This window comes from Mycolicibacterium sp. XJ879, assembly GCF_053483935.1.
On sequence record NZ_JBEFTH010000002.1, the window covers coordinates 511,618 to 533,990 of the forward strand.

Annotated in this window: 23 protein-coding genes, 1 tRNA gene and 1 other RNA gene; 13 read left to right on the forward strand and 12 right to left on the reverse strand. The window is 67.7% G+C overall.

What is annotated here, in order from left to right; genetic code table 11:
• Nucleotides 1–43: 43 nt before the first annotated feature.
• Nucleotides 44–787: a maleate cis-trans isomerase family protein gene (locus tag ABQF13_RS06200; RefSeq protein ID WP_448391834.1), complete on the reverse strand. Its 744-nt coding sequence runs from the start codon at nt 785–787 to the stop codon at nt 44–46.
• 99 nt (nt 788–886) lie between these two features.
• Between ABQF13_RS06200 and ABQF13_RS06205 the strand changes: the two genes are divergently transcribed.
• The 3 genes from ABQF13_RS06205 to ABQF13_RS06215 are packed head-to-tail and all read left to right on the forward strand — an operon-like array spanning nt 887 to nt 3,806.
• Nucleotides 887–1,903 carry a D-2-hydroxyacid dehydrogenase gene (locus tag ABQF13_RS06205; RefSeq protein ID WP_448392035.1) on the forward strand — a complete coding sequence of 339 codons (1,017 nt, stop codon included), beginning with the start codon at nt 887–889 and terminating at the stop codon, nt 1,901–1,903.
• Entirely contained in the window at nt 1,900–3,312 is a 1,413-nt protein-coding gene (locus ABQF13_RS06210) for an amidase (protein WP_448391835.1), read from the forward strand. The genes ABQF13_RS06205 and ABQF13_RS06210 overlap by 4 nt, the downstream gene beginning before the upstream one ends.
• On the forward strand, nt 3,309–3,806 hold the full coding sequence (locus ABQF13_RS06215) for a DUF3830 family protein (RefSeq protein ID WP_448391836.1): 498 nt from the start codon (nt 3,309–3,311) through the stop codon (nt 3,804–3,806). Before ABQF13_RS06210 ends, ABQF13_RS06215 begins: the two co-directional genes overlap by 4 nt.
• A 13-nt stretch (nt 3,807–3,819) precedes the next feature.
• Here ABQF13_RS06215 and ABQF13_RS06220 read toward each other — a convergent pair whose 3' ends face one another.
• From ABQF13_RS06220 to ABQF13_RS06235, 4 genes are read right to left on the reverse strand one after another with little or no spacing between them, the layout of a single operon-like run.
• Nucleotides 3,820–4,245 (reverse strand): hypothetical protein, encoded by a 426-nt coding sequence (locus ABQF13_RS06220; RefSeq protein WP_448391837.1) that lies wholly within the window; start codon nt 4,243–4,245, stop codon nt 3,820–3,822.
• Nucleotides 4,246–4,255: 10 nt separating this feature from the next.
• Nucleotides 4,256–5,356, reverse strand: a complete 1,101-nt coding sequence (locus ABQF13_RS06225) for an ATP-dependent DNA ligase (protein ID WP_448391838.1) — start codon at nt 5,354–5,356, stop codon at nt 4,256–4,258.
• A 9-nt stretch (nt 5,357–5,365) separates the two neighbouring features.
• A complete protein-coding gene (locus tag ABQF13_RS06230) occupies nt 5,366–5,779 on the reverse strand; it encodes a DUF1801 domain-containing protein (RefSeq protein WP_448391839.1) in 414 nt (137 codons plus the stop codon).
• The gene (locus ABQF13_RS06235; RefSeq protein ID WP_448391840.1) at nt 5,776–6,393 is read right to left on the reverse strand and encodes a glyoxalase; all 618 of its coding nucleotides are present in this window, start codon (nt 6,391–6,393) and stop codon (nt 5,776–5,778) included. The genes ABQF13_RS06230 and ABQF13_RS06235 overlap by 4 nt, the downstream gene beginning before the upstream one ends.
• A 79-nt stretch (nt 6,394–6,472) precedes the next feature.
• On the opposite strand from ABQF13_RS06235, the gene ABQF13_RS06240 reads away from it, so the two are divergent.
• Genes ABQF13_RS06240 through lipL form a run of 5 tightly spaced genes read left to right on the forward strand, consistent with a single transcriptional unit; the run spans nt 6,473 to nt 11,002 of the window.
• Nucleotides 6,473–7,099 (forward strand): TetR/AcrR family transcriptional regulator, encoded by a 627-nt coding sequence (locus ABQF13_RS06240; protein ID WP_448391841.1) that lies wholly within the window; start codon nt 6,473–6,475, stop codon nt 7,097–7,099.
• Between the two features lie 30 nt (nt 7,100–7,129).
• Nucleotides 7,130–8,182, forward strand: coding sequence for an ATP-dependent DNA ligase (locus ABQF13_RS06245; protein WP_448392036.1), 1,053 nt, complete (start codon nt 7,130–7,132; stop codon nt 8,180–8,182).
• 1 nt (nt 8,183) lies between these two features.
• Nucleotides 8,184–9,242: a DNA polymerase domain-containing protein gene (locus ABQF13_RS06250; RefSeq protein WP_448391842.1), complete on the forward strand. Its 1,059-nt coding sequence runs from the start codon at nt 8,184–8,186 to the stop codon at nt 9,240–9,242.
• A 33-nt stretch (nt 9,243–9,275) separates the two neighbouring features.
• Nucleotides 9,276–9,722: a hypothetical protein gene (locus ABQF13_RS06255; RefSeq protein WP_448391843.1), complete on the forward strand. Its 447-nt coding sequence runs from the start codon at nt 9,276–9,278 to the stop codon at nt 9,720–9,722.
• Nucleotides 9,723–9,724: 2 nt separating this feature from the next.
• Nucleotides 9,725–11,002, forward strand: coding sequence for an esterase/beta-lactamase LipL (gene lipL / locus ABQF13_RS06260; protein WP_448391844.1), 1,278 nt, complete (start codon nt 9,725–9,727; stop codon nt 11,000–11,002).
• On the opposite strand, the gene ABQF13_RS06265 is transcribed toward lipL, so the two are convergent.
• Nucleotides 10,999–12,066, reverse strand: a complete 1,068-nt coding sequence (locus tag ABQF13_RS06265; RefSeq protein ID WP_448391845.1) for an NAD(P)H-dependent amine dehydrogenase family protein — start codon at nt 12,064–12,066, stop codon at nt 10,999–11,001. The genes lipL and ABQF13_RS06265 overlap by 4 nt on opposite strands.
• An 86-nt stretch (nt 12,067–12,152) precedes the next feature.
• On the opposite strand from ABQF13_RS06265, the gene ABQF13_RS06270 reads away from it, so the two are divergent.
• Complete coding sequence (locus ABQF13_RS06270) at nt 12,153–12,827, forward strand: TetR/AcrR family transcriptional regulator (RefSeq protein ID WP_448391846.1); 675 nt, start codon at nt 12,153–12,155, stop codon at nt 12,825–12,827.
• 9 nt (nt 12,828–12,836) lie between these two features.
• Here ABQF13_RS06270 and ABQF13_RS06275 read toward each other — a convergent pair whose 3' ends face one another.
• The 3 genes from ABQF13_RS06275 to ABQF13_RS06285 all read right to left on the reverse strand — a co-directional run bounded on the left by ABQF13_RS06275 (nt 12,837) and on the right by ABQF13_RS06285 (nt 14,866).
• Nucleotides 12,837–13,862, reverse strand: a complete 1,026-nt coding sequence (locus ABQF13_RS06275) for a S1C family serine protease (protein ID WP_448391847.1) — start codon at nt 13,860–13,862, stop codon at nt 12,837–12,839.
• Between the two features lie 28 nt (nt 13,863–13,890).
• Nucleotides 13,891–14,697, reverse strand: a complete 807-nt coding sequence (locus ABQF13_RS06280) for a lipid uptake coordinator LucA (RefSeq protein ID WP_448391848.1) — start codon at nt 14,695–14,697, stop codon at nt 13,891–13,893.
• An 83-nt stretch (nt 14,698–14,780) separates the two neighbouring features.
• Nucleotides 14,781–14,866: transfer RNA gene (locus ABQF13_RS06285), tRNA-Ser, on the reverse strand.
• 68 nt (nt 14,867–14,934) lie between these two features.
• Here ABQF13_RS06285 and ffs point away from each other — a divergent pair.
• From ffs to ABQF13_RS06300, 3 genes are all read left to right on the forward strand, one after another.
• Nucleotides 14,935–15,029, forward strand: an RNA gene (gene ffs, locus ABQF13_RS06290) — signal recognition particle sRNA small type.
• 40 nt (nt 15,030–15,069) lie between these two features.
• Nucleotides 15,070–16,359, forward strand: coding sequence for an aspartate aminotransferase type Ic (locus tag ABQF13_RS06295; protein ID WP_448392037.1), 1,290 nt, complete (start codon nt 15,070–15,072; stop codon nt 16,357–16,359).
• 10 nt (nt 16,360–16,369) lie between these two features.
• Complete coding sequence (locus ABQF13_RS06300) at nt 16,370–18,211, forward strand: DNA polymerase III subunits gamma/tau (protein ID WP_448391849.1); 1,842 nt, start codon at nt 16,370–16,372, stop codon at nt 18,209–18,211.
• Between the two features lie 10 nt (nt 18,212–18,221).
• Here the strand turns inward: ABQF13_RS06300 and ABQF13_RS06305 are convergent, their stop codons facing one another.
• Both ABQF13_RS06305 and ABQF13_RS06310 read right to left on the reverse strand, forming a co-directional pair.
• Complete coding sequence (locus ABQF13_RS06305; protein ID WP_448391850.1) at nt 18,222–19,535, reverse strand: class I SAM-dependent methyltransferase; 1,314 nt, start codon at nt 19,533–19,535, stop codon at nt 18,222–18,224.
• A complete protein-coding gene (locus tag ABQF13_RS06310) occupies nt 19,532–20,947 on the reverse strand; it encodes an FAD-binding oxidoreductase (RefSeq protein ID WP_448391851.1) in 1,416 nt (471 codons plus the stop codon). The genes ABQF13_RS06305 and ABQF13_RS06310 overlap by 4 nt, the downstream gene beginning before the upstream one ends.
• A 63-nt stretch (nt 20,948–21,010) precedes the next feature.
• On the opposite strand from ABQF13_RS06310, the gene ABQF13_RS06315 reads away from it, so the two are divergent.
• Nucleotides 21,011–21,457 carry an SRPBCC family protein gene (locus tag ABQF13_RS06315; RefSeq protein WP_448391852.1) on the forward strand — a complete coding sequence of 149 codons (447 nt, stop codon included), beginning with the start codon at nt 21,011–21,013 and terminating at the stop codon, nt 21,455–21,457.
• Nucleotides 21,458–21,514: 57 nt separating this feature from the next.
• On the opposite strand, the gene ABQF13_RS06320 is transcribed toward ABQF13_RS06315, so the two are convergent.
• The gene (locus tag ABQF13_RS06320) at nt 21,515–22,288 is read right to left on the reverse strand and encodes an Rv3717 family N-acetylmuramoyl-L-alanine amidase (protein WP_448391853.1); all 774 of its coding nucleotides are present in this window, start codon (nt 22,286–22,288) and stop codon (nt 21,515–21,517) included.
• Nucleotides 22,289–22,373 lie beyond the last annotated feature (85 nt).

Below are 22,373 nucleotides of genomic sequence, written 5' to 3' on the forward strand. Positions count from 1 at the left end.
TGTTAACAACCCGGTTTGCCCGCCCCGGTTCGAGGCGTATTCGTTACGCCTCGAGCAGCCGCTGACCCGGCCCGACGGCTTTGCGGCCGGCTACCCGCAGGGCCGCCCACATCGTCACCTGGTTCGCGGTCACGACCGGCTTGCTCAGCTCGGCTTCCAATCGGGCGATCAGGTCATAAGTCGGCAAGTTGGTGCAGCTGATGACGATCGCCTCGGCGTCAGCCACGTCGGTGCTGCGCACCAGCTCGGCGGTTTCCTCATAGGGCACCGCCCAAATGTTCGAGGTCAGCCCCAGCCCCGACGTCGCGACCACCTCCAGGCCCGCTTCCATCAGATAGCTGGTCAACCCGATGGTCAGGTCCGTCGTGTAGGGGGTGACGGTGGCGACCCGATGCACCCCGAGGTGCCGCAGCGCGGTGAGCATCGAACCGCTGGTGGTGACCGCGGCCGGCGCGCCGGCGGCCTGCATTGCCGCGACCAACGCGGCCTCGCCGGCCATGCCCTTGACGAAGCTGCCTGCCGTGCACGCATAGGCGGTCACCAACGGCGCGACCGCGAGCACGTTGGCCGCGCCGGCGACGACGTTGTCGGCGTCCGAGACGTGCACCGCCATGTCGACGGTCACCGGTAACGGCGCATACCGCAGCCGGGTCACGTAGAGGCTGACGTCGTCGGGCACCCACCGCCATAATTCGCGGTCCAACGCGAAGTCATACGGTGTCACAACACCTATGCCGACCTGCTGCAATGGTGGGGGCGGCACCAGTTCCCCGAGGGTCATTTCCATAGTGTGAGGCCAGATCGCCAAACCGGCAACAGATTGTTGACAATCATACGGCGTGTCCTTAGCCTTCGGGACGTGTCGACCACCCGCGACAGCGATTCGATCGCCCCGTGTCATAGCTCATCCGAGCAGCTCAGACCAGGTTTCGAACCGCCTGTGGTGGCGGTGTTGTGCGCCGACGAATCCGACCGCCCCCCGGTCCTCGATGATCTGTCCGTCGAGTTCCGGTTCTGCACCGCCGCCGACCTCGCCGCCGCGGTGCGCGGAGCGCAGGCGGTGCTGCTGTGGGACTACTTCTCCACCGCGGTGCGCGACGTGTGGCAGCACGCCCAGGCACTCGAGTGGATCCACGTCACGGCCGCCGGCGTCGACACGCTGCTCTTCGACGAGCTCCGTGACTCCGACGTCGTGGTTACCAACGCGCGTAACGTCTTTGACCGCCCGATCGCCGAGTACGTGCTCGGCGCGGTGCTCGCATACGCCAAGGACAGCCGCACCAGCTTCGACCTGCAGCGCGACCGGCAATGGCGCCACCGGGAGACCCGGGGCATCGCCGGAAGCCGCGCGCTCATCGTCGGCACCGGGGCGATCGGCCGCGAGATCGCGAGGCTGCTGCGGGCGGCGGGTATGCAGGTGCGCGGCGCGGGCCGGGTGGCCAGACCCGACGACCCCGACTTCGGCGAGGTGGTGGCCAGCGCCGACCTGACCGCCGAGGTCGGCTGGTGCGATCATCTGGTGCTCGCGGCGCCGCTGACCGACTCGACCCGCGACCTCGTGGACGCGTCGGTGCTGGCTGCGATGAAGCCCGACGCGCACCTGGTGAACGTCGCCCGCGGCCCGATGGTCGTCGAGTCGGCACTGCTGGACGCGCTGCAGCGCGGCGAGATCGGCGGTGCGACCCTCGACGTGTTCGAGACGGAGCCGCTGCCGCCCGACCATCCGCTGTGGGAGGCCCCGAACGTGACCATCACCCCGCACATGTCGGGTGACGTGGTCGGCTGGCGCGAGACGCTGGCCGAGCAGTTCGTGGCCAACCTGCGGCGCTGGCTGGCCGGTGAGCCGCTTGCCAACGTGGTCGACAAGGAGCTCGGCTACGTGCCCACAAGTGGTGCGCGATGATCCCGACCGCTGCCGAGCTGGTGCAGGGATACCGCGCCAAGACCATCTCGCCGGTGGAGGCCACCCGAGAGGCGTTGGCCGCCATCGAATCCCACGACGACGCGGTGAATGCGTTCGTGCTCGTGGACGCCGAGGGCGCCCTGGCGGCGGCCAAGGCGTCGGAGGCTCGCTGGCATGGCGGCGAACCGCTCGGCCCTGGCGACGGGGTGCCGACGTCGATCAAAGACGCGCTGTGGACCAGGGGCTGGCCCACCCTGCGCGGCAGTTGGCTCATCGACGCCGCGGGCCCGTGGGACGAGGACGCCCCGAGCGTCGCGCGGTTACGCGAGACCGGCGCCGTGCTGCTCGGTAAGACGACGACGCCGGAGTACTCCTGGAAGGGCGTCACCGACTCACCTCGCTACGGGGCGACCGGCAACCCGTGGGACCCCACCAAGACGGCGGGCGGATCCAGCGGCGGCAGCGCGGCGGCCGTCGCGCTCGGAATGGGGGTGTGGTCGGTGGGCACCGACGCGGGCGGGTCGGTGCGCATCCCGGCGGCATTCACCGGGACCGTCGCGCTGAAGCCCACCTACGGGCTGATCCCTGCGTATCCGCCCAGCCCGTTCGGCACCCTGGCCCACCCCGGCCCGATGACCAGGACCGTCAGTGACACCGCGGCGCTGATGGATGTGATCACCGGGTTCGACGCGCGCGACTGGGCGGCGATGCCGACACCGGCGGAGTCGTTTCTGGTCGGCCTCGACGACGGCGTCGCGAGTCTGCGGGTCGCGTTCTCCCCGAACCTCGGTTTCGTGCGCAACGACCCCGAGGTCGACGCCGCCGTGCGGGCCGCGGTGAGCGTCCTGGCCGATGCCGGCGCCCGGGTCGAGGAGGTCGACCCGGGTTTCGCCGACCCACTGGACGCCTTCCAGGTGTTGTGGTTTTCCGGTGGGGCGAAGGTGCTGCAGGGCTACGGTGCACTCGACGACACCTGGGCTCAGCGGGTCGACCCCGGGCTGCGCCGCACCGCCGCGATCGGCGCGAAGTTCTCGGCGTCGGAGTACCTGGACGCGATGGCGGTGCGCATGCGGCTAGGCGAGCTGATGGGCCGGTTCCATCAGAGCTACGACGTGTTGGTCACCCCGACCCTGCCGCTGCCTGCGTTCACCACCGGCGCCGACGTGCCGGACGGCTGGCCGTCACCGGACTGGGCCAGCTGGACGCCCTACACCTACCCGTTCAACATGACCCAGCAGCCCGCGCTGAGCGTGCCCTGCGGCTTCACCTCGGCGGGGCTGCCGGTCGGGCTGCAGATCGTCGGGCGCCGGCACGCGGACGCGCTGGTGCTGCGGGTGGGCCGCGCGTACGAGGCGGCGACCGACTGGCATCGGCGCACCCCGGAACTGATCGCACAAGGAGTTCGATGAGCAGGCTGATCACCGTGTCCCTGGACAAGCGGGGCGTGAGGTGTGTGGCGCGGTTGCTCGACGCCGCTGCCCCACGCACCTGCGCGGCGGTGTGGGATGCGCTACCGGTATCGGCACAGGTGTTCCACGGCAAGTACGCGCGCAACGAGATCTACACGCTGCTACCGGGTTTCGCCGACGTCGACCCCGGACCGGAGAACACCACGGTGACTCCGATCCCGGGAGACCTGTGCTGGTTCACGTTCAACTCCGATCAGCTCGGCAACCCGGCCTACGGCTACGAGAACACCACCGGCACCGGCACCACCGGTGCGATCGTCGACCTCGCGTTGTTCTACGGGCGCAACAACCTGCTGATCAACGGCGACCAGGGGTGGGTGCCGGGCAATGTGTTCGGCGCGGTCATCGAAGGTCTCGACGAGATGGCCGACGCCTGTCAGGACCTGTGGATGGGCGGGGTGCGTGGCGAGACGCTGAGCTTCGCGCGCGCCTGAAGCACTCGCGGCGTCACACCGGCTGCAGGCTGATCGGTTCCTCGCTCTCCCCGGGGTCGGGGTCGCCGCAAGAACCGGGCTCCCACGCGTAACGCAGGCTTCCCGCCAAGCTCGCCGGATCGAACGAGTACGTCAGATCGGCCGGGCCGGTGCTGCCGTCGGCGCACAGACGTCCGTTGAAGACATCGTGGCGCTCGACGAGCCATGGGCCGTCGGCCTGCCTACGGATCTGAGCGATCATCCCGGTGGAGCTCGAAACCGTTCCGCCACAAAAGCCTTCGGCATTGCACTGCGAGGTGATCGACCACGTGTTCGTCGTCGGTCCGTTGACGAACCGGTACTCGCCGTCGAGTCGCCCGTCCGCCCATGCCGGGCTCGCCAATCCGATGGCGGCGCCGGTGAGCGCCACCGCAGCGACCGTCGCGGGTCTGATCACCATGACGCCAGCATCACACGTCCGGCTCGCCGGCATCGCCGCCCAACCCGGGCACGATGTCACCGAGCCTGAACGAGACCGGCTGCTCGAGCTGCTCGTAGCTGCACGAGCGCGGGTCGCGGTCGGGACGCCAACGGTTGAACTGCGCGGTGTGCCGAAACCTTTCACCCTCCATGTGGTCGTAGCGGACCTCGACCACCCGCTCGGGGCGCAGCGGCACAAACGACAGGTCCTTGCCCGCGTTCCAGCGTGAGCCCTCGTTGCGGCGCGGGGTGCGGTCACCGGCCAGCTGCGCGGCCCAGTTCCACGGATGCTCGTCGAATATGGTGACCAGCGGCTGCAGTTCGGTGAACAGCTGCCGTCGCGTGGCCATCGGGAACGCGCCGATCACCCCGACGGAGGCCAGCGTGCCGTCGTGCCGGTAGAGGCCCAGCAGCAGCGAGCCGATGGCGTCGGCGCCCGATTTGTGCACGCGGTAGCCGGCGACCACGCAGTCCGCGGTGCGCTCGTGCTTGATCTTGAACATGACGCGTTTGTCGGGCTGATAGTCGAGGGTCAGGGGTTTGGCGATCACCCCGTCGAGGCCGGCGCCCTCGAACTCCACGAACCACCGGTGTGCGGTCGCCAGGTCGGTGGTCGCCGGGGTCAGGTGAAACGACGGACCCGAGTGCGCCAGCGCGTCGGTGAGCGCGGCACGACGTTCGGTGAACGGACGTGCGGTGTAGTCGTCGTCGCCCAGGGCTAGCAGGTCGAAAGCGATGAACGACGCCGGCGTTTGTTCGGCGAGCAGGTTGACGCGGCTGGGCGCCGGATGGATGCGCTGCTGCAGCGCCTCGAAGTTGAGGCCGTGGTCGGTCGCAGTTCTGATGGGTAGGACGATCTCGCCGTCGATGACGCACCTGTCGGGCAGTTCGGCGACGGCGGCGGCGACCAGTTCGGGGAAGTAGCGGGTCATCGGCCGCTCGTTGCGGCTGCCGAACTCCACCTCGTCGCCGTGGCGGAAGCAGATCGACCGGAACCCGTCCCATTTCGGCTCGTAGGACGCATCGGGTGGGATCGAGGCGACCGATTTGGCCAGCATCGGCCGCACCGGCGGCATCACGGGCAGGTCCATCAGGGGTAGTCACATCTTTTCGCCGGGCAGCTTGCTGGCCTGTTTGATCCATGAGAAGACCTGGTCCTCGTCGAGTTCGTCCTGCTGGATGTCCAGGTAGCGCACCTCCGGGTGTTTGGAAGTCTTCGGCGGCACGGGGTCCAGCGAGGCCCCCTTGAGGAAGGTGATCTGCACGTAGTTGGTGTAGCACCGAAACGACAAAAACCAGCCTTCGTCCTTGTGGCCATAGAACGGCTGGTTCCATTTCACGGCCTTGTGCACGTCGGGGACCGCGCGTTCGATGAGGGCATCGAGGCGCTCACCGACCCCTTGCTTCCAGCCGGGCATCGCCGCGATGTAGTCCTGCACGGGGCCGTTCCCCTCACCCTTGGGGATCTGCGGGTTGCCGCCGGACAGCAGTTTGGGTTTCTTGCGATCGGTCATCGGCTCACCTCCCAGTTAAACCCGTCGGGGTCGGTGAAGGTTCCCGCCGGGCTGTTAACGACGATACGGTGCGATCCAGCACCGTCCGCGGACACGCCCGCGTTCTTGGCCAGCGCGCGACGCTTTAAGAGCGCCAACGTGACCGGTCCGGGTGCGAACGAAACATATTTACGGCCAAAGCTTTTGGCCACCTCCAGCCCACGCTCGACATAGAAGCTCTTGCTGGCTGCGACGTCGTCGACGCCGAGTTGAAGGATGAACTCCTCGATGGTATGGACCTTCTGATCGCCGCTGGGGCCCCGGTCCTTCTTCGATGACGACGCGATGGTCCAGATGGTCCCGTCCGGCCCGGTCACCCCGCCGCCGTAGCCCCACAGCGACTTCTTGGGGGGCTTCAGTTCCGTCGCGCCGGCCTGAAGTGCGGCGTCGACGTACGCGTCGACCGTGGACGGCCGCGACACCACCAACGAGAGCGTGAAACCGCGAAAACCGGTGGTCGCCGCGTCTCCGGCACGCGCGCGCACCGGCAGTTCCGCACCGAACGCGGCCGCGACAAACGCGTCGACTTTCGCGGGGTCAGGGGTTTCGAGAACGACAGCTTCGATGCCCGTCATGCATAGGTCCTTCCGATGTGTGTGGCCGCGTCTCAAATTGAGAGTAACACTCTTGATTTGAGAGAGATAGACTCAATTCGTGGTGAGCACCGGACGACCCAGCCAGGCCAGAACCCGGCTGGCACGGGCAGCCGTTATCGAAGCCGCCCGCACCTTGTTCGTCGAACGTGGTTACGCGGCGACGACGGTCGAGGCCATCAGCACCGCCTCGGGCGTACCCCCGGCCACCATCTACCGGCTCTTTTCGTCCAAGCGCGGCATCCTCAAGGCGATCCTCGACGTGTCGATCGCCGGCGACGACCAGCCTGTGGCATTGCCGCAGCGCACGAAGGTTCAAACAGTTCTCGCCCATCCCGATCCGCGTAATCAGGTGGCGGGTTTCGTCGCGATCGCCTCGGAGGTGAACTCGCGCACCGCGCCGGTCTACCGCATCCTCGTCGGCGCGGCGAGCTCTGATCCGGATGCCGCCGCGCTACTGGAGGACCTCAACCGCCAGCGGCGCACCGGTCAGGGGCGGCTGGCCCGTGCGCTGGGCAGGGCCGGCGCATTGCGGCCGGGTCTTCGGGAGGCTGAGGCCGCCGACAGCATCTATGCGTTGATGTCTCCGGAAATCTACCGGCTGCTCGTCATCGACCGGGGCTGGTCGCCGAAGCGCTACGAACGCTGGCTCACCCAGTTGCTCGTCGACGGCCTGCTCGCGCGATGACATTGCTCGTCGTGGGCGGTCTACGTGAGTATGGAACCTGTGGACCTCCCCGTGCTGCCGCCGATCGAGCCGATGCTGGCCAAGGCGCAGGCCAAAGTTCCCGACGCGGCAGGCGTCTGGTCGTATGAACCCAAGTGGGACGGATTCCGGGCGTTGGTGTTCCGCGACGGCGACGAGGTGGTGCTGCATTCGCGCAACGGTAAGGACCTCGGCCGGTATTTTCCCGAGCTGATCGAGGCGCTGCACGACGAACTGAGCAGCCGCTGCGTGCTCGACGGCGAGATCGTCGTCCCGCGCGAGATCGACGGCCGCACCCGGCTGGACTGGGAGTCGCTGAGCCAGCGCGTGCACCCCGCGGCCAGCCGGATCAAGATGCTCGCCGAGCAGACGCCCGCGCACTTCATCGGCTTCGACGCGCTGGCGACCGGAGACACGTCGCTGCTCAAGGAGCCCTTCCGCGTCCGGCGCGAGGCGCTGTCGGAAGCGCTGCACGCCAAGCAGTGGTGCCACATCACCCGCACCACCGAGGACCCCGAAATCGGCGCGCAGTGGCTCGAGGAGTTCGAGGGCGCCGGCCTCGACGGCGTGATCGCCAAACGGCTCGACGGCCCCTATCTGCCGGGCAAACGCGAGATGGTCAAGGTCAAGCACGCCCGCGACGCGGACTGCGTGGCGATGGGCTACCGGATCCACAAGAGCGGGGAGGGTATCGGTTCGATCCTGCTCGGGTTGTACCGCGACGACGACGAACTGCAGATGGTCGGCGGTGCAGCCTCTTTCACCGCCAAGGACCGGCTCAAGCTGCTGGCCGACCTCGAACCGCTGCGCGAGGGGGACGAGCTTCGTGAAGGTGACCCGAGCCGGTGGAACTCCTCGGCCGACAAGCGCTGGATCCCGGTGCGGCCGGAGAAGGTGTGTGAGGTCGCCTACGACCAGATGGAGGGAAACACCGTGAACGGCAGGCGGTTTCGGCACGCCGTGAAGTTCCGGCGCTGGCGTCCCGACCGTGACCCGCGCAGCTGCACCTTCGACCAGCTCGACGTTCCGATCAACTACGACCTCTACGACGTTCTGGAGTCCTGAAATGGCGAGTGCGGCAGAGGAAATCGATGTCGACGGGGTCAAGGTTCGGCTGACCAGCCCCGGCAAGGTGTACTTTCCAAAACTCGGCAAGAAGAAGGGCTCCAAAGGCGCGCTTGTCGACTACTACCTGGCCGTGGCGAACGGTCCGATGCTAACGGCACTCAAGGACCGACCGACGCACCTGCAGCGCTTCCCCGACGGGATCGAAGGTGAAGAGATCTACCAGAAACGGGTGCCGCAGAAGCGTCCCGACTATCTGCAGACCTGCGTCGTCACGTTCCCCTCCGGGCGCACCGCGGACGCGCTGAAGATCACCCACCCGTCGTCGATCATCTGGGCCGCGCAGATGAGCACGATCACGCTGCACCCGTGGCAGGTGCGCTGCCCGGACACCGAGCATCCCGACGAACTGCGCATCGACCTGGATCCGCAGCCCGGCACCGGTTTTGCCGAAGCCGCCGCGGTGGCGGTGGACGTGCTCAAACCGCTGCTCGACGAACTCGGGCTGGTCGGGTATGCGAAGACGTCGGGCGGTCGTGGTGTGCACGTGTTCCTGCGCATCAAGCCGGACTGGGATTTCATCGCGGTGCGCCGCGCCGGTATCGCGTTGGCCCGCGAAGTGGAGCGGCGCGCACCCGATGCCGTCACGACGGAGTGGTGGAAGGAAGAAAGGGGAGTGCGGGTCTTCATCGACTACAACCAGAACGCCCGCGACCGCACCTTTGCCTCGGCGTACTCGGTGCGCAAAACCCCGATCGCGACGGTGTCCACCCCGTTGGCGTGGAAGAAGTTACGCGACGCCGACCCCGACGACTACACCATGTCCACCGTGCCGAAACTGGTGGCAGAGCGCGACGACCCGTGGGCCGACATCGACAAGACCGCGCAGTCGCTGGCACCGCTGCTGGAGATGGTCGAGGCCGACAACGAACGCGGCCTCGGTGACCTGCCCTATCCGCCGAGCTACCCGAAGATGCCGGGTGAACCGCCTCGGGTCCAGCCCAGCAAGAAGGTGGCCGCCCACTGGGACGAGGACGGCAACCCGGTGGCGGATCGCTAGACGCGAAGCGCCCGTACACGGTTTGCTATGCATATGAAGGTTTCGGTGCTTCGCAAGTTGCTCGCCGCGCTGGCCCTGGTGGCGATGGTGGGCGGCGGCATCGGCATTGCGGCGGTGGTGATCACCGGCGGCCTGTCGCAGGACCCCGCACCGCAGGCCACGCCGCGTACCACGCTTGCTCCGCCGCCACCCAAGGTGCCGACGCCGACGGAGTTCAACGTCGACGTGGTGGTGACCGACCAACAGTGCCAACCCGGCGGCGGCTGCACCTACCAGTACACGATTCAGCCCAAATACATTGGCTTGCATCCGCTCCCGGAAACACCGTTCACGGTGTTCTACGAGGTGATCGGCGGGAACGAGCCGCAGAAGGGCGAGTTCACCGTGCACAAGGACCAGGCCAAAATCCTCAAGGACGTCACGCTGGAAGGCCCTCCGGCCGCGCAGCTCAACGCCAACGTCCTGGACGTGACCGGCTGACGATGAGCAGGCCGTCGCTGCTGCGCGCCAAGGAGGGGCTGCCGCGCGGCGTGCTGGGCGCCGCCGACGCGCGGTTTGCGACGGTCGTGCGGATTTTCGCCGGGATGTTCCCGGGTCGGCGGTTCGGCGGCGGCGCGCTGGCGGTCTTCATCGACGGCCGCCCGGTCGTCGACGTCTGGACAGGCTGGTCCGACCGCCGCGGTGAGCAGCTGTGGACAGCCGACACCGGCGCGATGGTGTTCTCCGCGACCAAGGGGGTGGCGGCCACCGTCATCCATCGGCTCGCCGACCGCGGCCTGCTCGACTACGACGAGCCCGTCGCGACGTACTGGCCTGCGTTCGGCGCCAACAACAAGGCCGACATCACGGTGCGTGATGTGTTGCGGCACCGCGCCGGGCTGTCGCACCTGCCCGGCGGCCTCACCAAGGATGAACTGTTGGACCATGAGGTGATGGAGGCCAAGATGGCCGCCGCCGCCGTCGACTACCTGCGCGGCCGGCCCGCCTATCATGCACTGACCTACGGTTGGCTGCTCTCCGGCCTGGCGCGCGCGGTGACCGGATGCGGTATGCGCGAGTTGATCCGCGAGGAGGTGGCGCGTCCGCTCAACACCGACGGGCTGCATCTGGGCCGCCCGCCCGCCGGCTCACCGACCACGGTGGCGCAGATCCTCGCGCCGCAGAGCAGCCGGGCCAACCCAGTGTTCAACTTCGTCGCGCCCAGGGTGGCCGGGCTGCCGCTTTCTGGAGCCTTCGGCGCGATGTTCTTTCCCGGCGTCAAATCCTTTGTCCAAGGCGATATCCCGTTCCTCGACGGTGAGGTCCCGGCCGCGAACGGCGTGGTGACCGCCCGCGCGCTGGCGAAGATGTACGCCGCGATCGCCAACCAAGGCCAGATCGCCGGCACACAGTTTCTCTCCGAAGAGCTGGCCCGCGGGCTGATCGGCAAGCCCAAGCCGTGGCCGGACCTCAACATCGGTTTCCCAATGCCGTTTCACCTCGGCTACCACGAGTCGCCGATCCCCGGTCTGCTCAAGGGATTCGGCCATATCGGACTGGGCGGAACGCTCGGCTGGGCCGACCCGGAAACCGGCAGCGCGTTCGCGTTCGTCCACAACCGGTTGTTGACGCCGATGGTGTTGGACATGGCGTCGTTCGCGGGTCTTGCCGGCCCGTTGCGCAGCGCGATCAGCGTCGCGCGGCGCGCCGGACCGGCTGCCGTGCCGAAATACGGTGCGCGCTACCGAGATCCGATCGTCAAAGCGAAGGGCCGGCCCTAGTTCGCCGGGACGACGCCGCGGGCCTGCGGTAGCGGCAGATCGTTGTAGGTCGCGATGCCTGGTGCGGCGGCGACCACGGCGGGGATCGCGTGGATCGGCGGCATGGCCGTCATGATGTGGCCGAGCTCGAAGAAGTCCTCGATCGAGGCGGCCTGTTCGATCATGTCCTGCGGCGGCAGGAAGCCGACCGTCATGTTGACCGTGGGCCGCCCGTCGATGGTGATCTTCCAGCCGTCACCGTCGATCGGCCAGTCCGGTTCCAGCGTCTGGCCCTTCTTCCACCGCACGCTGATCTCGACCACGTTTCGGCCGTCGACGATCCCCTGCCACCTGACGTAGACACCGGCGACGTGACCCGCAGGGATGGTCCACGACGTCATCACGAGATCCTCGGTGGTCTGCGCGTATTCGGCCACGCACTTGATTTCGTCGAGCTCGACACCGAGCGAATCGGCGACCAGCCGCACCGCCTCGGCGAACACCGCGGTCCCGGTTTCGGCCATCGGCGCCAGATCCGGATCGTCGATCGCCGTGCCGAAGCCGACCGGCCGCTCGGTGTCGGGGGAGTCGTAGAGGGTGGTGTCGGCGGACTCGGCGATGGTGATCTTGTCAACGCGGTCACACGCGGACGCGGCGACGATGGTGAGCAGTTCGGCGAAGCCCGGGCTCACCCCAGAACCGAACAGCGTGGCGCCGCCCTTCTTGCACGCCTCTTCGAGCCGGTCACGGTCGGCGCCCAGGTTGTGCCCGGTGATGAACGACGCCGACGACACCACGTTCACTCCGGCCGACAGGATCCGCACCAGTTCGTCGACGTTGATCCACATCGGGTTGTAGACCACGACCTCGGGCTTCAGCGCGAGCAGCGCGTCGACGTCGTCGGTGGCTTGGACTCCGAGCGGTTCGAGCCCGGCCAATTCGCCGGCGTCGCGGCCGACCTTGTCGTTCGACCACGCGTAGAGGCCGACCAGTTGATAGTTCGGGTTCTTGGCGATCGCCCTCACCGAACTCTTTCCGACGTTTCCGGTGGTCCATTGGACGACGCGGTAAGCAGTGTTTGGCACTTGCACAGCATAAGGTGATCTGGTGTCGAGACGCAGCTTTTTACCGAGCGGCGAAAAGTCATGCGCTTCCGTTTTAGGCTGCAATGATGAGTGGGCGAGCCCGGGGCCGTCCACCCCGGATCAGCCGCAGGAAGATCGTGGCGGCGGCGCGGCGCCTGGCGACCGACGACTTGACCATGCAGGCCGTCGCGGACGAACTCGGGGTCACCCGCAAGGCGCTGCACTACTACGTCGGTGATCGTGAAGGGCTGCTCACGCTGGTGTTGCTCGATCGGTTCGAACGCGAACTCGATACCGTCGAATTGCCGGTCACCGGCGACTGGCGCGCGGTGCTGAGCGCCTACGCCGTCGCGTTTCGCGATGGGCTGGTCCAAGTCGGAATGTCCACCGACTTCACCCAGTTACGAGGTCTCAGCGCGACGGCGGCGCTGTCGCTGGCCGATCGGCTGCTCGACACGCTGCTCACCGCGGGTCTGGATCCCGACAGCGCTCGCCACGCCCTCACGGCCGCCTCCAACATCGCGCAGTCGGCAGCGCAGAGCATCGCCGCGCAGACCGAGTCCGGCGTACACCATCACCGCGCCGAGACCGCCGTCGCGCTGCAACACGAACCCGAGGGAACCTACTCGGCGCTGCGCAGGGTGCTCGAATCCGCGCGGACCGACGTCTACGACGCCGAAGCACAGTTCGATTTCGAACTCGGCCTGCTGATCGCCGGCGTGGCACGGATTCTGATGGATTCTCGAGCCGCCGGCGACTAGCGTCGCCGATCAGACCGTCGGGGTGAGCGCGACCTTGCCCGTGCGTTGCTGACCACCGCGATCGAGCCACGTGACGTCGAGGACGTCACCGGGGTAGTGGCGGTCCAGCACGTAGGTCAGCGCGGTGGCCGAGTCCAAGGGCACGCCGTCGAGGGAGAGCAGGATGTCGCCGTCGACCAACCCCGCACGGTCGGCGGCGCCACCACGCAGCACCTCGGCGATGAATACGCCGGGGCCACGTTGTGCCGTGCGCACGCCGACGCCGAGCAGCACCGGCGGCCCGATGTGCACGCTGTCGGAGGGGATCCGGGCGCGGATCTGGTCGGCGATGGCCATCGCGTCGTTGATCGGGATCGCATAGCCTTCACCGCCCGGGCCGAGCCGGTAGTTCACCGACGCCGCCGTCGTGATCCCGACGACCTGGCCGGCCGCGTTCACCACGGGTCCGCCGGAGTCGCCGGCGACGACGGGCGCCGCGAACTCGATCAGCCCGGTCAGCTCGTCCTTGCTTCCGGTCAGGGTGTCCTCGGCGTTGACGGTGCGACCGAATCCGGTGATGGTGCCGACCTCGCGGGTCAGCGGCCGGTTGCTGCCCATCGCGTTACCCAGCGCGACCACCGGCTCACCGCCCGTCAACGTCGTGGAGTCACCGATCGGGGCGGTGGGCAACCCCAGCGCACCGATCAGTTGAAGCACCGCGATGTCGTGGCGGCGGTCATAGCCGATCAGCTCGGCGGGGTAGGTGCGCCCCGCGACGGTGGCGTTGATGCGGTCTGCGCCCGACACCACGTGGAAGTTGGTCAGCACCTGGCCGTTGGGATCGAGCACGATTCCCGCGCCGTTGCCGATCGCGTTCTGGTAGTCGATCTCGGTGTCGAGGCGCACGACGGCGGGTTCGACCTGTGTTGCCGCCGCCAGCGGGTCTGCGGGTGCGGCCATGGACGTCGCCGGGCTCAGCGGCGCGAACAGCGCCAGAATCGCGGCAAGCGCGATCAGCAGCACCGGTCGCGGGCGACGGTTGGGGTAATTGCCCATGCGCCCATATTGCCCGAAAAGTGCGTAGCTAATCGTCTAGCGCGACGCCACCACGCAGCCGTCGGCGCCGTCGGCGGGTCGGCTCGGCTTTGCCAGAAGGACGCCGGTTGCGAAGTTTCCCGTTGGTGGACGCCGATCCGGCGGCGTCGTCGTCATCGCCAGCAGAAGTGTCGTCGCCGTCCGATTCATCGTCGTCGGATGCGTCACCGGCCGAGTCTTCCGCGGTGATTTCCGCAGGGGTGTCCCCGGTGACGTCCTCATCCGCCCCATCGGTCTCTTCGGCCTCGTCGGCCTCAGCTGATGCTTCTGCCTCGTCGTCGACCGAGCCGACCGCGCCGCCCTGCTCGTCGTCCTTCTTGCGGCCGCGACGGCCCCGCGGCTTCTTGGTCTTCAGCGGTTTCGGCGGCGGGGGCGGCAACTCGGCCACATAGGCCAAATAGAACGCGAAGACACCGAGCAGCGCGATCGCGGCGGCCGCGCCGTAGCTGCCGAACAACCACTGGCCCGCAGTGTCGAGCGAAAGCCAGATCTCGCTGATGGCCGCGCCCAGGATCAGCACCCCCGCGACGACGTGCAGCACTGTCGCGGTGACCCGCAGTCGCAGCGCCAACTGAGGTGTGCGCAACTCCGGTTTCCTGGTGCGCACCCATTCGAGCACCGCAGGCAGCGCGGCCAGGCCGATGAGCACGCCGACGACGATGCGCGCCACGGTGCCCAGCGTGTGCGAGGTAGTGCCTACCAGCTCCCACCAGCGGGGCAGCACGAAAAAGAAGTACAGGACACCGGCAATCAGAGAGAACAACGCGTGCCAAATCACCGCGATGGTGCGGCTCATGCCCCTCCTACGCGCCCCGTGAGCGCTGGTCGGTGTTTTCTTGGCCGGGGTGCGACCGTAACCGTCGCACCCCGGGCCGCGTGCGGAGGATGCGGGATTTGAACCCGCGAGGGCTATTAACCCAACCCGCGTTCCAGGCGAGCGCCATAGGCCACTAGGCGAATCCTCCGCGGGCCATGGTAACCGACCTGGCCCATATGGCCGTCAAGTTGTCCGCGGCGGTGGTATTAGACTCGCCTCGGACCCCGCGTGGCGTCCATCCTGTGAACTCCCCCAGGGCCGGAAGGCAGCAAGGGTCAATGGGCTCTGGCGGGTGCGCGGGGTCCCCTCAATTTTTCCGCTCTGTCCATGGCTCGAAGTGAAAGGCGCACTGTGTCGTTTCAGTCGCTTGGCTCCGACGAGCTCGCCGCACAGCATGAGCAGCAACAGCGCAACTACGCCGAGCTGCAGGCCAAGGGCCTCAAGCTGGATTTGACCCGCGGCAAGCCGTCCTCCGCCCAGCTCGATCTGTCCAACGCCCTGCTCGAGCTGCCCGGCTCGGGCCCGGACGCGTTCCGGGACGCCGACGGCACCGACACCCGCAACTACGGGGGCGCGCACGGCCTGCCCGAACTGCGCGCGATCTTTGGCGAGTTGCTCGGCATCGCCGTGCCCAACCTGATCGCAGGCAACAACGCCAGCCTGGAGCTGATGCACGACGTCGTGGTGTTCTCGATGCTGCACGGCGGCATGGACTCGGCGCGGCCGTGGGGCGCCGAACCGGCGGTCAAGTTCTTATGCCCGGTGCCCGGCTATGACCGGCATTTCGCGATCTGCGAAACGCTGGGCATCGAGATGATTCCCGTGCCGATGCGCGACGACGGCCCGGACGTCGACCTGATCGAGGAGCTGGTGGCCGCCGACCCCGCGATCAAGGGCATGTGGTGCGTGCCGGTCTACGCCAACCCGACCGGCGTGACGTACTCCTGGGAGACCGTGCGTCGGCTGGTCCAGATGCGCACCGCGGCAACCGATTTCCGGCTGATGTGGGACAACGCGTACGCGGTGCACACCTTGACCCACGACTTCGAACGCAGCATCGACGTGCTGGGCCTGGCCGAGGCCGCGGGTAACCCGAACCGCCCGCTGGTGTTCGCCTCGACCAGCAAGATCACCTTCGCCGGCGCCGGCGTCAGCTTCCTCGGCGGCTCGCTGGGCAACATCGCCTGGTATCTGCAGTACGCGGGCAAGAAATCCATCGGCCCGGACAAGGTCAACCAGCTTCGCCACCTGCGCTTCCTTGGCGACGCCGACGGGGTGCGGCTGCACATGCAACGCCATCAGCAGCTGCTGGCCCCCAAGTTCGCGGCCGTGCTGGAGATCCTCGAAGACCGGTTCGGCGAGTCCAAGATCGCGTCGTGGACCGAACCCAAGGGCGGCTACTTCATCAGTTTGGACGTGCTGCCCGGCACCGCTCGGCGCACGGTCGCGCTGGCCAAGGACGCAGGCATCGCGGTTACCGAGGCCGGTGCCACATTCCCGTATCGAAAAGACCCGGAAGACAAGAATATTCGGATCGCGCCGACGTTCCCGCCCGAGCCCGAGCTGCGCGAGGCGATCGACGGTTTGGCCACCTGCGCGTTGTTGGCGGCCACCGAGGCGCTTGTCGGCGCGTCTGGGTAGCCTGCGAAGCGTGGCGCTCTACCGCAAGTACCGGCCCGCGACCTTCGCCGAGGTCGTCGGCCAGGAGCATGTCACCGAACCGCTGTGCACCGCGCTGACGGCCGGGCGCATCAACCACGCGTACCTGTTCTCCGGGCCGCGCGGCTGCGGTAAGACGTCGTCGGCGCGCATCCTGGCCCGCTCGCTGAACTGTGCGCAGGGGCCGACCCCGACCCCGTGCGGGGTGTGCGACTCTTGCGTGGCGCTCGCGCCTAACGGTCCCGGCAGCGTCGACGTCGTCGAACTCGACGCGGCCAGCCACGGCGGCGTCGACGACACCCGGGAGTTGCGGGACCGGGCCTTCTACGCCCCCGCCCAGTCGCGGTACCGCATCTTCATCGTCGACGAGGCGCACATGGTCACCCCCGCGGGCTTCAACGCGCTGTTGAAGATCGTCGAGGAGCCACCGGATCACCTGATCTTCGTGTTCGCCACCACCGAACCGGAGAAGGTGCTGCCGACCATCCGCTCGCGCACCCACCACTATCCGTTCCGGCTGTTGGCGCCGCGGATCATGCGTGGGCTGATCGAACGGATCTGCGCGCAGGAACAGGTCCAGGTCGACGACGCCGTCTATCCGCTGGTCATCCGGGCCGGCGGCGGATCACCGCGGGACACCCTCTCGGTGCTGGACCAGCTGTTGGCAGGGTCGGAAGCGGGTGCGACGGGCAACCACATCACCTATTCGCGGGCGCTGGCGCTGCTGGGCGCCACGGATGTGGCGCTCATCGACGTCGCGGTGGACGCGCTGGCGGCCGGGGATGCCGCCGCATTGTTCGGTGCCGTCGAGTCGGTGATCGACGCGGGCCACGATCCGCGCCGGTTCGCCAGCGATCTGCTGGAACGCTTCCGGGACCTGATCGTGTTGCAGGCGGTGCCTGACGCGATCGCCCGCGGGGTGGTGGACGGACCCGAGGACGTGCTGGACCGGATGCGCGAGCAGGCCGAGCGGATCGGCACCGCGACGCTGACCCGCTACGCCGAGGTGGTGCACGCCGGGCTGGGTGAGATGCGCGGCGCCACCGCGCCTCGGCTGCTGCTCGAGGTGGTGTGCGCGCGCCTGCTGCTGCCCTCGGCCAGCGACACCGAATCGGCGCTGCTGCAACGCGTTGAGCGCATCGAGAAGCGCCTCGACGTGTCGATACCCGCATCGGACGCGGTGGGTTCGTCGGCGCCCAAGCAGTTCGTCCGCAAGAGCCACGCGCCGCCGCCGACGCCGCAACCCGAGGCCACACCCGCGGCGCCGCCACCCGAACCCGCGCCCGCGCCGGAACGCCCGTCGGCGCCACCGCCCGCGTCGGCACCGGAACCGCCGTCGTCACCGCCGCCGGTGCGGCCACCGTCGGATCCGGTCGTGGCGGCCCCGCCGGCGGCCACCGGGCTCGACGCCGCCGCGGTGCGCCGAGTGTGGAGCACGGTGCGTGAGAAGGTACGCAACCTGCGGCGCCCCACCGACGTGATGCTCGACGGCGCCACCGTGCTCGCCGTCGAAGGCGACACGCTGGTGCTCAGCCACCCCTCCGCGCCGTTGGCCAAACGCCTTGTCGAACAGCGAAACTCCGACATCATCCGGGAAGCGCTCAAGGACGTCCTCGGTGTCGATTGGAAGATTCGGTGTGAGGCGGGTGCCGCCCCGCCCACCCCCGCTGCGGCCAGCCCCGGTTCCCCCGCGCCCAGCCAGCACCACGACGACGAGGAGAGCATGCTGGCCGAGGCCAGCAGCGAAACCTCCGAGACGCCGCGTCGCGACCCCGAAGAAGCCGCGCTGGAACTGCTGCAGAACGAACTGGGTGCCCGCCGCATCGACGGCTAGCGACGAAAGGCTAGGCCGTCCACCACGGGCGCAGCGGAAGACCGCCGTCGTCGCCCTGGTTGTTGGGCTTGACCGCAAGCACCTGGTGCAGCTGAACGGTGTTGGTCTCGAAGCCCAGCCGCGAGCCGGCCATGTACAGCCCCCACACCTTGGCGGTCGGCAGGCCCACCTCGGCGACGGCCTCATCCCAGTGCTCGACGAGGTTGCGGCACCAGTCGCGCAGCGTGAGCGCGTAATGGTTGCGCAGGTTCTCTTCGTGCACCACCTCGAGGCCGACGTCCTGGGCTTGGGTGATGATGCGGCCCGAGCCGGTGAGCTCGCCGTCGGGAAACACGTAGCGGTCAATAAAGCCGCCTGCGGTCGGCGCGGACCTGTTGTCGGGGCGGGTGATGCAGTGGTTGAGCAGAAGCCCGCCGGTGCGCAGCTTCGAGCGCAGGAACCGGAAGTACGCCGGGTAGTTGTGCACGCCGATGTGCTCGGTCAGACCGATCGAGGACACCGCGTCGAAACCGGATTCGCGCACGTCGCGGTAGTCGCCGTGGCGCACCTCGGCCAGATCGGACAGCCCGTCCTCGGCGATGGCCTTCTGCGCCCAGATGGCTTGCGCCTTGGACAGCGTCACGCCGACCGCCGACACCCCCTGGCTCGCGGCGTAGCGCACCATGCCGCCCCAGCCGCACCCCACGTCGAGCAGGCGATCACCGGGTTCGAGGTTGAGCTTCTCGAACACCAGCCGGTACTTGTTGTCCTGCGCCTCCTCCAGCGTGGCGTCGGCGTGCGGATAGCAGGCGCAGGTGTAGGTCATCGACGGGCCCAGCACCCACTCATAGAAGGTGTTGGACACGTCGTAGTGGTGGTGGATGGCTTCGGCGTCACGGGTTTTACTGTGCCGCAACCCTTCTGCGATGCGACGCCACCGCGGCAGTGCCTCCTGCGGCGGCGGCGCGATCGGCTTGAGGTGCTCGAAGCCCAGCGATCGCACGATGTTGGCCAGCACCCGCGGCGACGGCCGCTTGAACTCCATCTTGTCCGCGAGCGCCTTGAGTAGGTCATAGGGGTCGCCCGGATGCACACCGCGGGCCTCCAGATCACCTGACACGTACGCCCGCGCCAGCCCCAGATCCCCTGGCGCGGTGGCGAGATACGTTGTGCCGCGCGGTGTCAACAGGTCCAGGCCCAGCGAGGCGTCCTGCGGCCCGGCCGTGCTGCCGTCGTACGCGCTGAACCGCAGCGGCAACCGGCCGCCGGCGAGGATCTCGAGGATCTCGGCGAGCGTGAACTTGCGGGTAGGTGTGGAAGTCGAGTGTTCTTTGAACGTCGTCATCGTCGTTGCACCGCCTTCGCATACAGGTCGAGGAGACGTGAGTCGGGATCATAACTTTTTTTGACGGTCTTGTAGGTTTCACCGCCGTAGAGGTCGTCAAACTCGTCGCGGCTGTAATACGCATCGGAATACAGCGATTTGTGCCCGTCGAGTTCGCTGACCTTACGTTCGATGAGTCGGTTCGTGTGGCCCTGCTCGGCTGGCCAATCCGGGCCGACCGGCACCGACGACCAGAAACCGATGTTGACGTAGGTGCGGTCGGGCCGGATCGGATACAGCGGCCAGGTGTCGCCCGAGTTCTGGTCTCCGCGAAGTTTCAGGGGGCACAACCAGATCGGTTCGATGGGCACGTTGTCGACGAACCAGTGCAGGAACTCGGTGGTCCGCTCGATCGGCACCTCGATGTCTTGGACGACCCGTTCGCGAAGCGGGTTGGTCGGCCTGGAGAGCGTGCGTGCCTCGATGCGGTCGGCGACGTTGAACCGCTGGTCGACTGCGATCAGCTTCCAGTAGAAGCTGCTGCGCCGCAAGCGCCGCGGCCAGATCCGTCTGATCCGCGGGTTCTGCACGCCGAACGCGCGCGAACACCAGAACCAGTCGGTGTCCCATCGCCACAGGTAGTCGTGGATGGTGAGCCGATCGTCCTTGGCGCCCTCGGAATGCTGAATCGAGCGGTAGTAGATCTGCTGGCCGGTGTAGTCGCTGACCGGACCCGGCGTCGAGGTCTGCGTGCCCAACACCAGATAGCTCTCGTCGGTGGAGAACACCACACCGTCGAGGTAGTCCACTGGTGTGCCGTCGTGGTCGCGGGTCGCCACGATGCGCTCCATGGCGGCGACCATGTCCTCGAGCGTGTGAAAACGTAGATGGCGCAACGCGACGAACGGTTTGACGGTCTCCAGCTCGATCTTGAGGCGCACCGAATAGCCAAGCGTGCCATAGGAGTTGGGAAACGCCCGATACAGCTCGACGTGTTGGTCGGGGGAGGCGGTGAGCACCTCGCCGGTGCCGGTCAGGATGTCCATCTCCAACACCGACTCATGGGGCAACCCGTTGCGGAACGACGTTGACTCGATGCCGAGCCCGGTGACCGCCCCGCCCAGGGTGATCGTCTTCAGCTGCGGCACCACCAGCGGGGACAGCCCGTAGGGCAGGGTGGCCGCGACGAGGTTCTCGTAGGTGCACATGCCGGCGACGTCGGCGGTGCGAGCATCGGGGTCGACGGAGATGACACCGGTCAGGCCCGAGACGTCGAGTCCCTTGGTCGTGGTCTTGGCGCGAGCCCGGAACAAATTGGAGGTCGGTTTGGCAAGACGTACGGTGGCGTTCGGCGGGATCGCCCGGTAGCTGGCCAGCAGCCGCTGGACCCCCGCCGCGTGGGCAGCACGTGCGTCGGTCTCATCAGCAGACACAGATATACGCTAGTCGGCGTTCGCAGCCGATGCGACCGCACGATCAAACCAGGAGATATCCAGATGGCACAGGTCAGCGCAGCCAGCACGGTCTTGATCGACGCGCCGCCGGAGACGGTGCTGGCGGCGATCGCCGACTATGCGACCGTGCGCCCCAAGATCCTGTCGGAGCACTACCGCGACTACCGGGTGCTCGAAGGCGGACAGGGTGCGGGCTCGGTCGCGACGTGGAAACTGCAGGCCACCAAGTCGCGGGTGCGTGACGTCAAGGCCAACGTCGACGTCGCGGGCCACACCGTCATCGAGAAGGACGCCAACTCGTCGATGATCACCAACTGGACCGTGGCGCCTGCGGGTCCGGGGTCGTCGGTCACCGTCAAGACGTCCTGGCAGGGCGCCGGCGGGGTCGGCGGTTTCTTCGAGAAGACGTTCGCGCCGCTGGGTCTGCGCAGGATCCAGGACGAGGTGCTGGCCAACCTCAAATCCCACGTCGAGCGGGAATCTCGTTAAGGGTCGATTAACAAGCACCTGCGGTGCAGGCAATCAACCCCTTAGAGCGCAAAGCGGCTAGCTGGTGGCCAGGAACCCCGCGATGCCGCGCACTACCGCGTCGGCGTACTTCTGTCTGCCTTCGGGCGTCTTCATCAGCCCGGAGTCGACCGGGTTCTTCATATTGCCCAACTCGACCAGGATCGACGGGTACTGCGCGAGGTTCAGGCCCGCGATGTCCGAGCGCGGGTTGAGCCCACCCTCGCCGATGTAGGTGGCGGGCACGAAGCCGGACGCCTTGAGCTGGTCCCGCATGATCTGCGCGAACCGCGGCGACGGCCCCGCCTGCGCCTGGTTGAGCGGCGGCGAGGAGTACAGCACATGGAAACCGCGCCCCGTCGGAGGTCCGCCGTCGGCGTGGATGCTCACGATCGCGTTGGGCTTCAGCGAATTGGCCATCGCGGCGCGCTGGTCGACACATGGGCCGAGCGCATTGTCATTGCCACGAGACATCGCGGTGCGCACGCCGAGCTTGGTGAGCGCCTGGCGGATGCGCAAGGTGGTGTCCCAGGTGAACGTGTGCTCGGCGTAGCCGTCGTCGGTCGACGTGCCGCTGGCCTGGCAGTCCTTGGTGCCGCCGCGGCCGGTCGGCACTTGGCGGCCGATCGAGTCGTCGTTGGCGCCGTTGTGGCCGGGGTCGAGGAAGACGATCTTGCCGGCGATGTTGGACGGGGCGGCGCGGACGTCACTGGCAGGGATGATGAGCGTCGACGCGGCGACGATCAGACCGGCGGCCACCGCGGCTGAGCCGCGTATTGCTGTGGCGGCGCCGACACGCAGGCGGGCAAGCACGGGCGTCACCGTAGCCTCGAGCACGACTACGCTGAAAGGCCAAACCGCCCCATGCGGGCGACAGCAACCAAGTCGAGACCAATAC

Excerpts from the sequence above, each read along its gene's own strand:
- ABQF13_RS06200 (WP_448391834.1), bottom strand. The coding sequence starts at position 787 with ATGGAAATGACCCTCGGGGAACTGGTGCCGCCCCCACCATTGCAGCAG.
- ABQF13_RS06210 (WP_448391835.1), top strand. The coding sequence starts at position 1,900 with ATGATCCCGACCGCTGCCGAGCTGGTGCAGGGATACCGCGCCAAGACC.
- ABQF13_RS06215 (WP_448391836.1), top strand. The coding sequence starts at position 3,309 with ATGAGCAGGCTGATCACCGTGTCCCTGGACAAGCGGGGCGTGAGGTGT.
- ABQF13_RS06220 (WP_448391837.1), bottom strand. The coding sequence starts at position 4,245 with ATGGTGATCAGACCCGCGACGGTCGCTGCGGTGGCGCTCACCGGCGCC.
- ABQF13_RS06225 (WP_448391838.1), bottom strand. The coding sequence starts at position 5,356 with ATGGACCTGCCCGTGATGCCGCCGGTGCGGCCGATGCTGGCCAAATCG.
- ABQF13_RS06230 (WP_448391839.1), bottom strand. The coding sequence starts at position 5,779 with ATGACCGATCGCAAGAAACCCAAACTGCTGTCCGGCGGCAACCCGCAG.
- ABQF13_RS06235 (WP_448391840.1), bottom strand. The coding sequence starts at position 6,393 with ATGACGGGCATCGAAGCTGTCGTTCTCGAAACCCCTGACCCCGCGAAA.
- ABQF13_RS06245 (WP_448392036.1), top strand. The coding sequence starts at position 7,130 with ATGGAACCTGTGGACCTCCCCGTGCTGCCGCCGATCGAGCCGATGCTG.
- ABQF13_RS06250 (WP_448391842.1), top strand. The coding sequence starts at position 8,184 with ATGGCGAGTGCGGCAGAGGAAATCGATGTCGACGGGGTCAAGGTTCGG.
- ABQF13_RS06255 (WP_448391843.1), top strand. The coding sequence starts at position 9,276 with ATGAAGGTTTCGGTGCTTCGCAAGTTGCTCGCCGCGCTGGCCCTGGTG.
- lipL (WP_448391844.1), top strand. The coding sequence starts at position 9,725 with ATGAGCAGGCCGTCGCTGCTGCGCGCCAAGGAGGGGCTGCCGCGCGGC.
- ABQF13_RS06270 (WP_448391846.1), top strand. The coding sequence starts at position 12,153 with ATGAGTGGGCGAGCCCGGGGCCGTCCACCCCGGATCAGCCGCAGGAAG.
- ABQF13_RS06275 (WP_448391847.1), bottom strand. The coding sequence starts at position 13,862 with ATGGGCAATTACCCCAACCGTCGCCCGCGACCGGTGCTGCTGATCGCG.
- ABQF13_RS06280 (WP_448391848.1), bottom strand. The coding sequence starts at position 14,697 with ATGAGCCGCACCATCGCGGTGATTTGGCACGCGTTGTTCTCTCTGATT.
- ABQF13_RS06305 (WP_448391850.1), bottom strand. The coding sequence starts at position 19,535 with ATGACGACGTTCAAAGAACACTCGACTTCCACACCTACCCGCAAGTTC.
- ABQF13_RS06315 (WP_448391852.1), top strand. The coding sequence starts at position 21,011 with ATGGCACAGGTCAGCGCAGCCAGCACGGTCTTGATCGACGCGCCGCCG.